Source organism: Streptomyces sp. NRRL F-5122 (assembly GCF_001507435.1).
GTDB classification, from domain to species: domain Bacteria; phylum Actinomycetota; class Actinomycetes; order Streptomycetales; family Streptomycetaceae; genus Streptomyces; species Streptomyces lannensis.
On the sequence record NZ_LMWH01000001.1, the window covers coordinates 279,606 to 293,930 of the forward strand.

Here is a 14,325-nt window from a genome sequence, read left to right on the forward strand (position 1 = left end):
TGGGGCCCGTGGGACGGTCCGTCAAGGCGCCCGGGGCGCCGGTCGGATCAGGTGACGTCGTCGTAGCCGTTGACCCGGTCCGTACCCGGCTCCGCCGGTGCGCCGCCGGCCGACACCGACTCGGCCTCGCCGATGTCCTCGGGGGTCAAGTCCAGGTCGGAGGCCTCGTCGTCGTCCGGTCCCGAGGAGTCGCGCAGCCGCCTGCGCCGGTCGTTGATCAGCGAGAAGGCGACCGCGGCGAAGTACAGCACCCAGATCGGGCCGGCCAGCGCGAGCATCGACAGCGGATCGGTGCTCGGGGTGGCGACGGCCGCGAAGACCGTGATGCCCAGGATCATGGCGCGCCACCAGCCGAGCATGCGCTTACCGGCGATCATCCCGGTCATGTTGAGCATGATCAGCAGCAGGGGCAGCTCGAATGACAGACCGAAGACGACCACCATGCGCGTGACGAGCTGGAGCAGGTCGTCGAGCGGCAGCAGGTTGTCGACCCCGCCCGGGGTGAAGTCGATGAGCACCTTGGCGGTGGTGGGCAGCACCCGGTACGCGAAGTAGGCGCCGCCGAGGAACAGCGGGACGCCGGTCCCCACGAAGGCGTAGGCGTACTTCCGCTCGTGCCGGTGCAGCCCGGGCGCCACGAACGCCCACAGCTGGTACAGCCAGACCGGCGAGGCGAACACGATGCCCGCCGTCAGCGAGACCTGGAGGGCGAGCGTGAAGGGAGCGAGCAGGCCGTTGATCGTGATCCGCGCGCACGGCTGTGCGTGTTCGGTCGACCTCGCCAGTTCCTCGAACGTCTTACCGCAGCCGACCGAGTCGAGGATCGGCTTGGTGAGGTAGTTGATGATGTCGTTGTAGAAGAAGGCGGCGACGACCGTGACCAGGATGATGGCCAGCATCGCCTTCGCGAGCCGGTTGCGGAGCTCACGAAGGTGGTCCGCAAGGGGCATCCGCCCCTCGGGGTCCTTCTCCTTGCGGGCAGGCTTGAGCAACCCACGTCCTCATCTCATGCGGCGGGCCGGAGGCATCCGGCCCTGCGTCAGCGCTGGGTCGTGTCCGTCGGCTCGGTGACCGGGCGGGAGCTGGTCACATCGCCGGGAGCGGCCTGGATGGTGCGCTGCGCGGAGGCCTCGTCGTTCGGCGGACCGGCCGGCGCGGACGGCTTGCCGTCGTCCTTCATCGCCTTGGCCTCGCTCTTCAGAATGCGCGCGGACTTGCCGAGGGACCGGGCCATGTCCGGAAGCTTCTTCGCGCCGAACAGCAGGATGATGACGACGAGGATGAGAATGATCTCGGGAGCTCCGAGCCGTCCGAACATAAGTCTTTACCTTCTCACCGAGGCGGCATGGGGTCGGGTTGCTGTCCGATCAGTCGGACATGCGTCCGACCATCGTCCAGCGATCGTAACGCTCAGGAGTGAACGTGGAGCAATCCCTGGGCGTACTCCCGGTCTGCGGACCGCGCCTCATTCTCGGGCCCGCGATCAGAGAGTACCTGTCCCGGGTGGCAAGTAGACAGGCTGTGGTCACTCATTGCGCGGCCGTGGGGCTGCTCCGTTCGCATCGCGGAGCAGCCGGTGAGCGGCCCGAGCGGCCCGGATGTCCGTCCGCACGGCGCCCGGGCGGCGCCGGGGACCGTGCACGGCTCACACCTGTTTCATATCCGGTCGGCGGCCCGTGCGGCGCCGACGGCGGCCGTCTCCAGGTCCTCCGCGGCGCGGTTGATCCGGCGTGCGGACTCCGAGACCTGCCGCCCGAGACGCTCCGCCTCCACGAAGACGCGGACGGCGAACACACTCAGAACGGCGAGCCCGAGGAATCCCAGGGCGATCGCCAGCATCGGCCAGAACATGACGCCGAGCCTAGAGGGTCGAGTGCAGCCGCAGGGTCCGCACCCCGCCCCCGGTGAGCAGCTCGACAACACGCTCCCCCGCCGGCTTGCGGACCAGGGCGCCGCACTCGGGGCAGGTGAAGGAGTAGAAGGTGGTCTTGCTGCTGGCGCCGATGGCCAGCCGCAGCGCGCCCGCCCCCAGTTCGAAGCGGCCCCGGCAGTCCGGGCAGCCGGCCCTGAACACCACGTCGGCCACCCGCCGCATGCCGGCGAACGCCGTGCGCACCGACATCTCCGGCTCATCGGGCGTCTGCGGCACACCGGCCGACGCGTTCGACTGCTCCGACGCACCACCAGACGTCGCCGACGTGCTCACAGCCCCTGCTCCTGCCTGTCGTACAGCCCGTCCTGGACCGCGCCCGGCCCGTCGTACGCCGCAAGCGCCTCGGCTGCCGCCCGGCGGGCGTTGTCCGCGAGGTCCTGCGGCGACACGATCCGGCCGTCACGCCCGAGCCGCAGCGCCAGCCGTCGCAGCGACGCCGGGTCCGGGGTCCGCAAGGTGATACGCAGCCCGCCGTCCGCAAGCTCATCCGCGCGGTCGTGCGGGTAGTACTCGGCCACCCAGCGACCCGCCGGGCCGACCTCGACGACCACCTCGGGGTCCTCGGCGGCGGGCTGGACGAGCCCCTCGGAGAGGTCACGGAGCTCTACCTCCGGCGGTGCCGACGGCTCGTCGAGGATCCTGATCTCGGCGACCCGGTCGAGCCGGAAGGTGCGCCGCGCCTCCGAGCGGCGGCACCACGCCTCCACATAGGTATGGCCCACGCTGACGAGGCGGATCGGGTCGATCTCGCGCTCGGTGACCTCGTCACGGGCGGGCGAGTAGTAGCGGATCCACAGTCGGCGCCGCTCCGAGATGGCCCGGTCGACGTCGGCGAAGACGCCGCCCTCGGACTCGAAGGTGACCGAGAGCCGGGAGCTGGCACCCGCGGCCTCCCCTGCGGCGGTCTCCACCTTCGCGGTGGCGCGCAGCAGGGCCTGGCGGTCGCTCTCCCGCAGACCCGGCAGGGTGGCGACGGCCCGGGCGGCGACCAGCAGTGCGGTCGCCTCGTCGGCCGCCAGCCGCAGCGGCTCGGCGGCGTCCGCCCCGAGGGCGGCCGGATTGTGCCACCAGATGCGCTCGCCGTCGGTGTCGATGTCGAGCAGATCACCGCCGCGGAAGCTGGTCCCGCACATCGGGAGCACATCGAGGTCCGAGACGAGCTCGTCCTCGGTGATCCCGAAGGCCCGGGCGACGTCCTCGATGCGGGCGCCGGGACGCTCCCGCAGATAGGTCACCAGCGACAGCATCCGCCGGGTCTGGTCGATGGCGTTCGCCGGTCTGGCCGGTTTGCCTGCCACGTTCGTGCCCCTCCCCCTCAGCCCTTGGCCACGGCGCGCAGTCGGTCCACCACGTCGGCCCTCAGCTCCGCCGGCTCCAGGACCACGACATCGGGTCCGAACTCCACCAGCCAGGCGTCGAGGCCGTGCCCGTACGGAATCTCCAACTCGTCCCACCCGTCACCGAGTTCCCGCACGGCGGTGGCCTTCGCCCGAAGGGGGTACCCCGCGCCCGTGCGCAGCCGGATCAGGGCCGAACGGTCGGCGGTCTCCCCCGCCCAGCTGGCGACGGTCTCACGGACGGTGACGACGTCCGGCACCTCGGCGGTGAAGGCGCCGCCGCGGCTGCGGACCTTGCCCGTGATCCGGGAGAGCCGGAAGACGCGCTCGGCACCACGGTCGCGGTCCCATCCGGCCATGTACCAGTGGCCGCGCCAGCACTCCAGCGCCCAGGGCTCGACATGACGCGTCTGCGGACGCGCCGCGGTGGCCTTGCGGTAGTCGAAGACGACCGGGCGGCGGTCGCGGCAGGCGAGCATCAACGGCTCGAAGGCGGCCTCGTGCACGGGGATGCGTGGCTCCAGCGCCCCGTGCGCCTCGTACGGGTCCACGTCCTCGGGCAGGCCGGCGGCACGCAGCTTCTGCAGCGCACCGCTCGCGGCACCGGCGAGCCGCGCCTGCTGCCACACCTTGGCGGCCAGTCCCAGCGCGGCGGCCTCCTCCGCGTCGAGCGTGATGGGCGGAAGACGGTTGCTGTCGCGGCGGGCGAGATAGCCGACCTCGCCGTCCAGGTTCTCGACGGTCTCGATGACCAGGCCGAGTTCGCGCAGATCGTCCTTGTCACGCTCGAACATGCGGTTGAAGGAGTCGTCGGAGCCCGCCGACGCCTTCTCCGGCCCGAAGGACTCGACATAGGCCTCGATGGATTCGCGCAGCTCCCGCTTGCTGAGCGGCCGCCGCGTCCCGAGCAGACACAGCGCCAGGTTCATCAGTCGCTCTGCCTTGGCAATGGCCATCGACGCCCTTCGCCTCCCCATGATGCCTACGACCGACGACCGTACCTCTCGCAGGTGCCCCGGCAAAAGCGGAGGGCCCATGCCCGTACAGGCATGGGCCCCAGGTGATCGTTTCCGGTCGGATCCGGTGTCGCCCCCGGTCCGGGCCCGTCCCGCGTCGGGCGGCGGGTCGCGGGCCGGTACCGGCGGCGCCGATGCGCCTCCCGGACCGGCGGTGCCGGGGTCCGTGCCCGCACCCGGTCCGGCGGTGTCGCGTCCGCCCTCGCACCGGGGCGGGAGTGCGCCGCAGCGCCCGGACCACCACCGAGCGTGCCGGGCCTCCCGGGCGTCCGGTGACGGCGCCGGTGACCCGGCCTCCGCTCAGCGGGTCCCGATCAGACCGCGACCAGGTCGCAGACGAAGATCAGCGTCTCGCCGGGCTTGATCCGGCCACCCGCGCCACGGTCGCCGTAGGCGAGGTGCGGAGGAATGATCAGCTGGCGGCGGCCGCCGACCTTCATGCCCTGCACGCCCTTGTCCCAGCCCTGGATGACCTGACCCACGCCGAGCTGGAACTTCAGCGGCGTGCCGCGGTTCCAGGACGCGTCGAACTCCTCACCGCTGGAGAAGGCCACGCCCACGTAGTGGACGGAGACGGTGTCGCCCGCCTTGGCCTCCGGGCCGTCACCCTCCCAGATGTCCTTGATCTCGAGGTCCGCCGGGGGCTCGCCGCCCGGGAAGTCGATCTCGGGCTTCTCGATGCTCACGTCAAAAACTCCTGCTCATTGGTGTTGAGGCCATTGCGGCACCTCCGACACTCTCATATCCCCGCGGGCGTTACATCTTCGCCAGGATGTCGACCGAGAACACCAGCGTGGAGTCCTTCTTGATGCTGCTGCCCGCGGGCGGGTTGTCGCCGTATCCCAGCTTGGGCGGGATCACGACGAGCACACGGCTGCCCACCTTCTTGCCCGTCAGGCCCTGTGCCCAGCCCTTGACGACCTGCTGCAGCGAGAACGAGGCGAGCTGACCGCGGCTGTACGTCGAGTCGAACTCCTTGCCGTCCTCCCACAGCACGCCCTTGTACTGCACGAGCACGCTGCTGTCCGCGGCCACCGCCTCGCCGTCGCCCTCGATCACGTAGTTCGCCACCAGGTCCGCCGGCGCCTTCACCTTGGGCACGTCGATGGACGGGGCCTTGCCGTCGGTGTTGGTGCCCACCTTCGGCAGGTTGGCGTCGTTTTGCGCGACGACCTTGCCCTTCGCCGAGCTCTTGCCGCTGAACGTGTTCTGCAGGTCCACCACGAACACCAGGGTGTCGGTGCCCTTGATGCCCGCCTGGGTGTTGCCCTGCGGGCCGTAGCCCCAGGTCGGGGGCACGGACATCTCGACCCGGCTGCCCACCTTCTTGCCCTGCAGGGCATAGCGCCAGCCGTCGATGATGCCGCCCTGGGCGAGCTGGATCACCAGCGGCGTCTTGCGGTCGTAGGAGTTGTCGAAGACCTTCGCCGTGTCCCAGATCTGGCCCAGGTAGTGCACCTGGACGTAGTCGTTCTCCGCGACCGTCTGACCCGTGCCCGGAATCGCCGTCCTCACCGCCAGGTCCTTCGACGGCGCGCCCGGGCCCTTGGCCACCGTCGGCTTCTCGCCGAACTTGGTTCCCGCCGTGATGGCAGGCAGCGGTCCGTCGACGATCTTGGGCGATGGGGCGGCCGACGGGGCCGTGGCCGTGGGGGACGGGCTTGCACTCGCCTGGCCCGAGCCGGACTTTCCGTCGCCGCATCCGGCGAGCGTGACCAGTCCTGCGGGCAGAGCGGCGAGGATGAGTGAGCGTCGGCGCACGATGGGGCCTCGTAATCGGTCGATCTTGATTGATGGCGTGCGCGCAACTCTACGGTGTGACGAGGGCGCCGTACGGCAAACGTACGGCGCCCGCGTTGCGTTACGGCGACAGGTGTGAAACCCGCGTTCACATCCCGGCGATCAGCTTCTCCACCCGGTCGTCCACGGAACGGAACGGGTCCTTGCACAACACGGTGCGCTGCGCCTGGTCGTTGAGCTTGAGATGCACCCAGTCCACCGTGAAATCACGTCGCTGTTCCTGAGCCCTGCGGATGAAGTCACCGCGCAGGCGGGCCCGAGTGGTCTGCGGCGGAACCGACTTCCCCTCGAAGATCTTCAAGTCGTTGCAGATCCGAGTGGCTTGACCCTTCTTCTCCAGCAGGTAGTACAGGCCACGACGGCGGTGGATGTCGTGGTAGGCGAGGTCTATCTGGGCGACCCGCGGATGCGACATCGTCATGTTGTGCTTGGCGCGGTACCGCTCGATGAGCTTGTACTTCATCACCCAGTCGATCTCGGTACCGATCCGGTCCAGGTCCTCGGACTCGATCGCGTCCAGAGTGCGGCCCCACAGCTCCAGGACCTGCTCCACCGTGCCCGTGCGGATCCCGCGGCGCTCGCAGAAGTCAACGGCCTTCTCGTAGTACTCGCGCTGCACCTCCAGGGCGGAGGCCTCCCGGCCGCTCGCCAGACGCACCTTGCGACGGCCCGTGATGTCGTGGCTGACCTCGCGGATCGCCCGGATCGGGTTCTCCAGGGTGAGGTCACGCATCACCGTGCCCGCCTCGATCATGCGCAGCACCAGGTCCGTGGCCCCGACCTTGAGCAGCATGGTCGTCTCGGACATGTTCGAATCGCCGACGATCACATGCAGACGGCGGTAGCGCTCGGCGTCCGCGTGCGGCTCGTCCCGTGTGTTGATGATCGGCCGGGAGCGCGTGGTCGCCGAGCTGACGCCCTCCCAGATGTGCTCGGCACGCTGGCTCACGCAGTACACGGCCCCGCGCGGGGTCTGCAGCACCTTCCCGGCCCCGCACAGCAGCTGCCGTGTGACCAGGAACGGGATCAGGATGTCCGCGAGCCGCGAGAACTCTCCGTGCCGCGCCACCAGATAGTTCTCGTGACAGCCGTAGGAGTTACCGGCCGAGTCGGTGTTGTTCTTGAAGAGGTAGACGTCGCCCGCGATTCCCTCCTCGTGCAGACGACGTTCGGCATCGACCAGCAATCCCTCGAGAATGCGCTCGCCGGCCTTGTCGTGGGTGACCAGTTCGATCACGTTGTCACATTCGGGTGTCGCGTATTCCGGATGTGAGCCCACGTCGAGATACAGGCGGGCGCCGTTCCGCAGAAAGACATTGCTGCTACGGCCCCATGACACGACACGGCGGAAGAGGTACCGCGCCACCTCGTCAGGCGACAGACGGCGCTGTCCCCTGAACGTGCACGTGACGCCGTACTCGTTCTCCAGCCCGAAAATGCGGCGGTCCATGAGTGAACATTACGCCCGATCCCCCGAGCTGAAACGGGGTTCGACGGCACGGTTTGGATCATTTTCCGGTGAAGGCGCAACCACCGCACCCCCGGCAGGAGCTGCGAGGACCCCTCCCGTCGCCAGGAGGACCAGCAGGGACGCGGCCCCCGCGGCACCCGGCACCGCGAACCCCCACAGGGCGCCACCCGCCTGCACGACCGGTCCCGCGAGGCCCGTCCCGACCGACGCCCCCACCGTGAACGTCGTGACAAGCCAGGAGAACGCCTCGGTGACCGTGCCGCCCGGTGCGTGCCGGTCGACGATGATGAACGCGCAGGCGATGCACGGCGCAAGGAAGACCCCGGCGAGCACCGTGAGCAGCACCATGGCGACCGCCCCCGGCATCAGCATCAGGGGCAGGTAACACACCGCCAGAAGCCCCACGAGCACACGCAGTCGCCGCTCCGGCGCACCGGGCCACTGCCGTACCCCGTACGCCGTCCCGCCGACCAGGGCGCCCAGCCCCAGGGCGGCCATCAGCCAGCCGTACACCCTGTCACCGCCGTGACCGTCCGCGTACGACACCGCCGCCACCGTGATGGAGCCCAGCGCGATGCCCACGAACAGGAACGCGCCGAGCAGCGCCAGGAGCCCCGGCGAGCGCAGGGCACCGAGCCAGTGCGCCTCACGCGGCCCCGAGCGCCACGCCCGCGAGGGCGGCGACACGACCACGGAGAGTGCCCCCAGCACCCCGATGACGTTGATCACGACGAGCGCCACCCGGGCGGACCACAGCGCCACGCAGGCGGTCACCAGCAGCGGGCCCACGGTGAACATCACCTCCTGGGCGACGGCGTCCAGCGCGTATGCCGTGGGCACCTGAGCGTCACGGCGCAGCACCACCGGCCACAGCGCCCGCAGTCCGCCCTCCAGGGGAGGTGTGAACAGCCCCGCGACGATCATGGCCGCGTACGCCAGTACGGGTGACGCGACACCCGCCAGGCCGAACCCGGCCATCGCGAGGCCCGAGACGATCGCGGCCGGCAGCTGCACACGCGGCTGACCGTGCAGATCGACCAGTCGGCCCAACAACGGCTGGCCCACGGCGTTCGCCACCCCGTACACCGCGGCGAGGGCGCCGGCGAAGCTGTAGGTGCCGCCCTCGGCCCGCACGAAGAGCACCACAGCGATCGCCGCGGTCGCGTTCGGGAGCCGGCCCACCAGTGTTCCGGTGAGCAGACGCGCGGCGTGCCTCGCCCTGAGGATCTCCAGGTATCCCGCGGCCATGCCCCGTCCCTTCTGGTGCGCCCCGTCGCCGTCGGTCAGTCGGCCACGGGGGAGGTTGTACGTATAACGTCGTCCGCCATACGTACCATGTGCGCTGTCCAGGAGTCCAGACGAAAGAGCAGGCCCACGGTGGCACCAGGTAGCACGCGCCCCACCAGCCGCGATGTCGCCCAGGTCGCCGGAGTCTCCCAGGCCGCCGTCTCCCTCGTCCTCGGCGGCAAATGGCGCGGGCGCGTCTCCGAGACCACCGCCGAACGGGTCCGCGAAGCCGCGCGCGAACTCGGCTACCGCCCCAACCTCGCCGCCCGCAACCTCCGCCTCGGCCGCACCCGCACCGTCCTGCTCGTCGTCCCGGCGCTCACCACCGAATTCTTCGCCGGCGTCTACACGGGCGCCGCCCGCGTCGCCGCCGAACACGGATTCGGCGTGGTCCTCTACCCCTCCCCCGAAGGCGTCGGCCCCGCCAAGGACCCATTCCACTCCGCACAGGCCGCCCTCGACGGTGTCATCGCCTCCTCCATGGCCCCGGAAGCCCTCAGCGCCATCCGGGGCGACCAGCTCCCCCTCGTCATGCTCGACAGCGACCCCAGGGGAAGCCTCGGCGCCGCAACCGTCAACCTCGACATCGCCGACGGCCTGCGCCAAGTGGCCGAACACCTGCTCGCACTCGGCCACCGGCGCTTCCTCCACCTCGCCGCCGGCATCCCCTCCTGGACCTTCGACACCCGCGCCCGCTCCCTGGCCACACACCTCGCCCAGGCACCCGGCACCAGCCTCGGCAGCACCCGGGCGCCCATCTCCATCGAAGACGCCCTCACGGCCACCGAGTCCGCCCTGGCCGCCCCCGGCCCCCGCCCCACCGCCATCGTCTGCGACGACGACCTCCTGGCAGCCGGCGCCTACAAAGCCGCCCGGCGCCTCGGCCTGCGCATCCCCGACGACCTCTCCATCACCGGAGTCGACGACCTCGCACTCGCGACCGCCATCGACCCCGAGCTGACCACCGTCCGCCTCGACGCCGAACTCTTCGGCGAACGCGGCATGCAGGCCCTCCTCGCCGTCCTGGAGGGCCGCACACCCGCCCAGGACGCCATCCCCGTCGAACTCGTCGTCCGCGGCTCCACGGCGCCACCGGGCCCCTGACCACGAATGCCGTGTGCCCCGACCCTTTCCGGGTCGGGGCACACGGCGTTCGAACCAGGCGCCGGCCCCTCACGGAGCGGCGCCGGCGATCACTCCTCGTCCTCGGCGCCCTCGACGTCCTCGGCCTCCGCGGCCGTGGCCGCACCGTTCGCCTCCAGCAGCCGCGCCAGCTGACGGCCCACGATCCGCCTGAACTTCCGCTTCTGCGGACGCGTACGGTCCAGAAGCGCGACCTCCAGGCGCTCCGCGGGAATCTCCCGCTCACTGCCGTTCGTGTCACGCGACAGTGCCTGAACGGCCAGCTTCAACGCCTCCGCGAGCGTCATGCCGTCACGGTGACGCTGATCCAGGAAACTGCTGATCTGCTCCGCGTTGCCGCCCACTGCGACCGAGCCGTGCTCGTCCACGATCGACCCGTCGTGCGGCAGACGGTAGATCTGGTCGCCCTCCGGGGTCTCCCCCACCTCGGCGACCACCAACTCCACCTCGTACGGCTTCTCCGCCGCACTCGAGAAGATCGTGCCCAGCGTCTGCGCGTAGACGTTGGCAAGACCGCGGGCCGTCACATCGTCACGGTCGTAGGTGTAACCCCGCAGGTCCGCGTACCGGACCCCGCCGATACGCAGATTCTCGTACTCGTTGTACTTGCCGGCGGCCGCAAAACCGATCCGGTCGTAGATCTCGCTGAACTTGTGCAATGCCCGGGACGGGTTCTCGCCGACGAACACGATGCCGTCGGCGTACTGCATCACGACCAGACTGCGGCCGCGCGCGATGCCCTTTCGGGCGTACTCCGCCCGGTCGGCCATGGCCTGCTGGGGGGAGACATAGAACGGCGTCGACACCGGTTATCCGTCCCTTTCTGTCGAAGTCACTCGATCACCTTGGAAACCACCGGGGCCGACGTCAGAGCAGAGCGGCCCTGGGGCCGTCCGGCTGCTCCAGACGTCGCTGCAGCACCACCCGGGCGATCTCACCCGCCTCGTCCTCGGTGAGCCGGCGGAAACCGTCCTCGGTGATCACAGTGACGACCGGATAGATCCGGCGGGCGACATCGGGACCACCGGTCGCCGAGTCGTCGTCTGCCGCGTCGTACAGAGCCTGAACAACCAGGGTGGTCGCCTGCTCCTCGTTCAGATCATCACGGAAAAGCTTCTTCATGGCGCCGCGCGCGAAGATCGAGCCGGAGCCCGTCGCCGCGAACCCGTGCTCCTCCGAGCGGCCGCCCGTCACGTCGTACGAGAAAATACGGCCCTTCTCCCGGTCCACGTCATAACCGGCGAAGAGCGGCACCACGGCCAGGCCCTGCATGGCCATGCCGAGGTTGGAACGGATCATGGTCGACAGGCGGTTCGCCTTGCCCTCCAGGGAGAGCTGGGCACCCTCGACCTTCTCGAAGTGCTCCAGCTCCAGCTGGAACAGCTTCACCATCTCCACGGCGAGACCCGCCGTACCGGCGATGCCCACCGCCGAGTACTCGTCCGCCGGGAACACCTTCTCGATGTCCCGCTGCGCGATCACATTGCCCATGGTCGCCCTGCGGTCTCCGGCGAGCACCACACCGCCGGGGAACGCGACGGCCACGATCGTCGTCCCGTGCGGGGCCTCGATCACGCCCTGGGTGGGGGGCAGCTGCCGCTTGCCGGGCAGCATCTCGGGCTGGTGGTCCGACAGGAAGTCCATGAAGGACGACGACCCGGGCGTCAGGAAGGCAGCTGGTAGACGCCCGGTGCTACGAGGGTTGGCTTCCACGAAGTTCCTTCCAGATAGGCGGCAGCCCGACGAACTGCGTCGGGATCATCTCCCAACTTGCCGATGGCCGAATTGCAGTTGAAGCACAGTACGCCACGGACCTTACCCGTCTCGTGGCAGTGATCCACATGGACAGCCGGAGCTTTCAGGCAGATCACGCAGAGACCCCTTTGAGACGCGACCCTCTCGTCACGCCCGGCCTGGGTCAATCCGTAGTGGCGCTTCAGATGACCTACGTGCCCCTGGACCGCTCGACACGCCTTGCAGCGCGTGGACAGGCCATCGGACGCGGTCGCATTGCGATGCCACTCGCTGTGAGGCTTGATCTCCCCGCAGGTCCGGCAGTACCTGTGCCCCTCGGGCGCGTCCATCCGCGGTCGGTTGTTGCGCCCGTTGGCCACCTGCCGCCGCTGGTGGTACGCGGCCACGCACTCCCTGCAGTAGGCCTGCAATCCGTCGCGCATGGCCTCAGGGCGCGCGAACGCTGCTCGCGGCTTGTGCTGCCGACACCGTGAGCAGCGCTTCACGCCCTCGTCTCCAGACAACGCCAGCCCCCACTTACCTTCGACTCGAAGGAAGAATGAGCTCACTGCCCGCCTTTTTGCACGAAGGAGCGCACGAAGTCCTCGGCGTTCTCCTCGAGCACGTCGTCGATCTCGTCCAGAACCGAGTCCACGTCGTCACTCAGCTTCTCGTGTCGCTCCTTGAGGTCCTCGGAGCCCTGCGCGTCCTGCGCCTGCTCCTCGACCTCCTCCGTTGAGCGCGTGGCCTTCTGCTGTCCGCCGCCGGTGTCCTTGGTCGCCATAACCCTCACCCCGCTCAGTTCGCCCGACATGGTCGACATTCCTGCCGATCGGTGATGATCAGACCCTACAAGCCCGGTCCGACATCGGCCCCGCAGTTACTCCAACGTACGGGGGCCACCTCGATGATTCCCTTCCATGGGGTTCTCCACCCCGTCCGACCGGTACCGTCCGGGGGTACCCGTTCAGCTCCCGGACAGGACCCTGACCAGGTCCTCGGCCGTGCGGCATCGGTCAAGGAGTTCCTTGACGTGATTACGCGTTCCGCGAAGCGGTTCCAGGGTTGGCACCCGCTGGAGCGAGTCCCTGCCCGGCAGGTCGAAGATCACCGAGTCCCAGGACGCCGCGGCGACGTCGTCCGCGTACTGCTCGAGGCACCGGCCGCGGAAGTAGGCCCGGGTGTCCTCCGGCGGCTTCGTACGGGCCCGCTCGACGTCGTCCTCGTCCAGGAGGCGCTTGATGCGTCCTCGGGCCACCAGACGGTTGTAGAGGCCCTTCTCGGCGCGTACGTCCGCGTACTGGAGGTCGACCAGGTGGAGCCGGGCGGCGTCCCAGTCGAGGCTGTCGCGGCGCCGGTAGCCCTCCATGAGCTCCCGCTTGGCGACCCAGTCGAGTTCGCCGGCGAGACTCATGGGGTCCCTCTCCAGCCGGTTCAGGGTGTCCTCCCAACGGGTGAGGACGTCCCTGGTCTGTTCGTCGGCGTCGCCGCCGAACCGCTCCTCCACGTACTTGCGCGACAGCTCGTAGTACTCCATCTGGAGCTGGACGGCGGTGAGTGTCCGGCCGCTGCGGAGCGTGACGAGGTGCTTGAGCGTGGGGTCGTGGGAGACCTGGTGCAGGGTGCGAACCGGCTGGTCGACCGCCAGGTCCACGGCGATGAAGCCGTCCTCGATCATCGACAGGACCAGCGCGGTGGTGCCGAGCTTGAGGTAGGTCGAGATCTCGGAGAGGTTCGCGTCGCCGATGATCACGTGCAGACGGCGGTATTTCTCCGCGTCGGCGTGGGGTTCGTCCCGGGTGTTGATGATGGGGCGCTTGAGCGTCGTCTCGAGGCCCACTTCGACCTCGAAGTAGTCGGCGCGCTGGCTGAGCTGGAACCCGTGTTCGTGTCCGTCCTGGCCGATGCCGACGCGGCCCGCGCCGGCGAAGACCTGGCGGGAGACGAAGAACGGCGTGAGGTGGCGCACGATGTCCGAGAAGGGGGTCTCCCGCTTCATCAGGTAGTTCTCGTGCGTGCCGTAGGAGGCGCCCTTGTTGTCGGTGTTGTTCTTGTAGAGATGGATCGGCTGGGCTCCGGGGAGCTGGGCGGCCCGTTCGGCCGCCTCGGCCATGATCCGCTCGCCGGCCTTGTCCCAGAGGACGGCGTCCCGGGGATTGGTCACCTCGGGGGCGCTGTACTCGGGGTGTGCGTGGTCGACGTAGAGCCGTGCGCCGTTGGTGAGGATCACATTGGCGAGGCCGATGTCCTCGTCGGTGAGCTGGCTGGCGTCGGCGGCCTCGCGCGCGAGGTCGAAGCCTCGCGCGTCCCGCAGCGGGTTCTCCTCCTCGAAGTCCCAGCGGGCCCGGCGGGCCCGGTGCATCGCCGCCGCGTAGGCGTTGACGATCTGGGACGAGGTGAGCATGGCATTGGCGTTGGGGTGGCCGGGGACGGAGATGCCGTACTCCGTCTCGATGCCCATTACTCGCCGTACGGTCATGCGGCCCTCCTTGCCCGGCGGCGCCCTCGGTCGGGGGCGGCGCTCAGATACCGCTGGTGCTCCGGTGCGCGTGCGGTGCCCGTCCCCGCACGGCGCGACGCGGCGGTACGAAGAGCCTAGAACGC

Annotated in this window: 16 protein-coding genes; 1 reads left to right on the plus strand and 15 read right to left on the minus strand. The window is 69.5% G+C overall.

What is annotated here, in order from left to right:
* Positions 1–47: 47 nt before the first annotated feature.
* The 10 genes from tatC to ADL25_RS01330 form a co-directional block, all read right to left on the minus strand.
* Positions 48–992, minus strand: a complete 945-nt coding sequence (gene tatC, locus ADL25_RS01285) for a twin-arginine translocase subunit TatC (RefSeq protein WP_059125677.1) — start codon at positions 990–992, stop codon at positions 48–50.
* Between the two features lie 47 nt (positions 993–1,039).
* Positions 1,040–1,318, minus strand: a complete 279-nt coding sequence (tatA, locus tag ADL25_RS01290; protein WP_059125678.1) for a Sec-independent protein translocase subunit TatA — start codon at positions 1,316–1,318, stop codon at positions 1,040–1,042.
* Positions 1,319–1,656: 338 nt separating this feature from the next.
* Positions 1,657–1,851 carry a hypothetical protein gene (locus ADL25_RS01295; protein WP_059125679.1) on the minus strand — a complete coding sequence of 65 codons (195 nt, stop codon included), beginning with the start codon at positions 1,849–1,851 and terminating at the stop codon, positions 1,657–1,659.
* A 10-nt stretch (positions 1,852–1,861) separates the two neighbouring features.
* Positions 1,862–2,122 carry a hypothetical protein gene (locus ADL25_RS01300; protein WP_059125859.1) on the minus strand — a complete coding sequence of 87 codons (261 nt, stop codon included), beginning with the start codon at positions 2,120–2,122 and terminating at the stop codon, positions 1,862–1,864.
* Between the two features lie 80 nt (positions 2,123–2,202).
* A complete protein-coding gene (locus ADL25_RS01305) occupies positions 2,203–3,231 on the minus strand; it encodes a helix-turn-helix transcriptional regulator (protein WP_059125680.1) in 1,029 nt (342 codons plus the stop codon).
* 17 nt (positions 3,232–3,248) lie between these two features.
* Positions 3,249–4,226: a helix-turn-helix transcriptional regulator gene (locus tag ADL25_RS01310; protein WP_059125681.1), complete on the minus strand. Its 978-nt coding sequence runs from the start codon at positions 4,224–4,226 to the stop codon at positions 3,249–3,251.
* Positions 4,227–4,600: 374 nt separating this feature from the next.
* Positions 4,601–4,972, minus strand: a complete 372-nt coding sequence (locus ADL25_RS01315) for an FKBP-type peptidyl-prolyl cis-trans isomerase (protein WP_059125682.1) — start codon at positions 4,970–4,972, stop codon at positions 4,601–4,603.
* Between the two features lie 70 nt (positions 4,973–5,042).
* Positions 5,043–6,047 carry an FKBP-type peptidyl-prolyl cis-trans isomerase gene (locus tag ADL25_RS01320; RefSeq protein ID WP_059125683.1) on the minus strand — a complete coding sequence of 335 codons (1,005 nt, stop codon included), beginning with the start codon at positions 6,045–6,047 and terminating at the stop codon, positions 5,043–5,045.
* Between the two features lie 127 nt (positions 6,048–6,174).
* A complete protein-coding gene (pafA, locus tag ADL25_RS01325) occupies positions 6,175–7,536 on the minus strand; it encodes a Pup--protein ligase (RefSeq protein WP_059125684.1) in 1,362 nt (453 codons plus the stop codon).
* Between the two features lie 9 nt (positions 7,537–7,545).
* On the minus strand, positions 7,546–8,805 hold the full coding sequence (locus ADL25_RS01330; protein ID WP_059125685.1) for an MFS transporter: 1,260 nt from the start codon (positions 8,803–8,805) through the stop codon (positions 7,546–7,548).
* A 129-nt stretch (positions 8,806–8,934) separates the two neighbouring features.
* Between ADL25_RS01330 and ADL25_RS01335 the strand changes: the two genes are divergently transcribed.
* Positions 8,935–9,948, plus strand: coding sequence for a LacI family DNA-binding transcriptional regulator (locus ADL25_RS01335; protein WP_059125686.1), 1,014 nt, complete (start codon positions 8,935–8,937; stop codon positions 9,946–9,948).
* 89 nt (positions 9,949–10,037) lie between these two features.
* Here the strand turns inward: ADL25_RS01335 and prcA are convergent, their stop codons facing one another.
* The 5 genes from prcA to dop form a co-directional block, all read right to left on the minus strand.
* Positions 10,038–10,793: a proteasome subunit alpha gene (gene prcA, locus ADL25_RS01340; RefSeq protein WP_059125687.1), complete on the minus strand. Its 756-nt coding sequence runs from the start codon at positions 10,791–10,793 to the stop codon at positions 10,038–10,040.
* Positions 10,794–10,854: 61 nt separating this feature from the next.
* Positions 10,855–11,700, minus strand: coding sequence for a proteasome subunit beta (prcB, locus tag ADL25_RS01345; RefSeq protein WP_059125688.1), 846 nt, complete (start codon positions 11,698–11,700; stop codon positions 10,855–10,857).
* On the minus strand, positions 11,652–12,245 hold the full coding sequence (locus ADL25_RS45550) for an endonuclease VII domain-containing protein (RefSeq protein ID WP_107116481.1): 594 nt from the start codon (positions 12,243–12,245) through the stop codon (positions 11,652–11,654). Before ADL25_RS45550 ends, prcB begins: the two co-directional genes overlap by 49 nt.
* Positions 12,246–12,286: 41 nt before the next feature.
* Complete coding sequence (locus ADL25_RS01350) at positions 12,287–12,505, minus strand: ubiquitin-like protein Pup (protein ID WP_058079921.1); 219 nt, start codon at positions 12,503–12,505, stop codon at positions 12,287–12,289.
* Positions 12,506–12,688: 183 nt separating this feature from the next.
* Positions 12,689–14,200 (minus strand): depupylase/deamidase Dop, encoded by a 1,512-nt coding sequence (gene dop, locus ADL25_RS01355; protein ID WP_365298008.1) that lies wholly within the window; start codon positions 14,198–14,200, stop codon positions 12,689–12,691.
* Between the last annotated feature and the right edge of the window lie 125 nt (positions 14,201–14,325).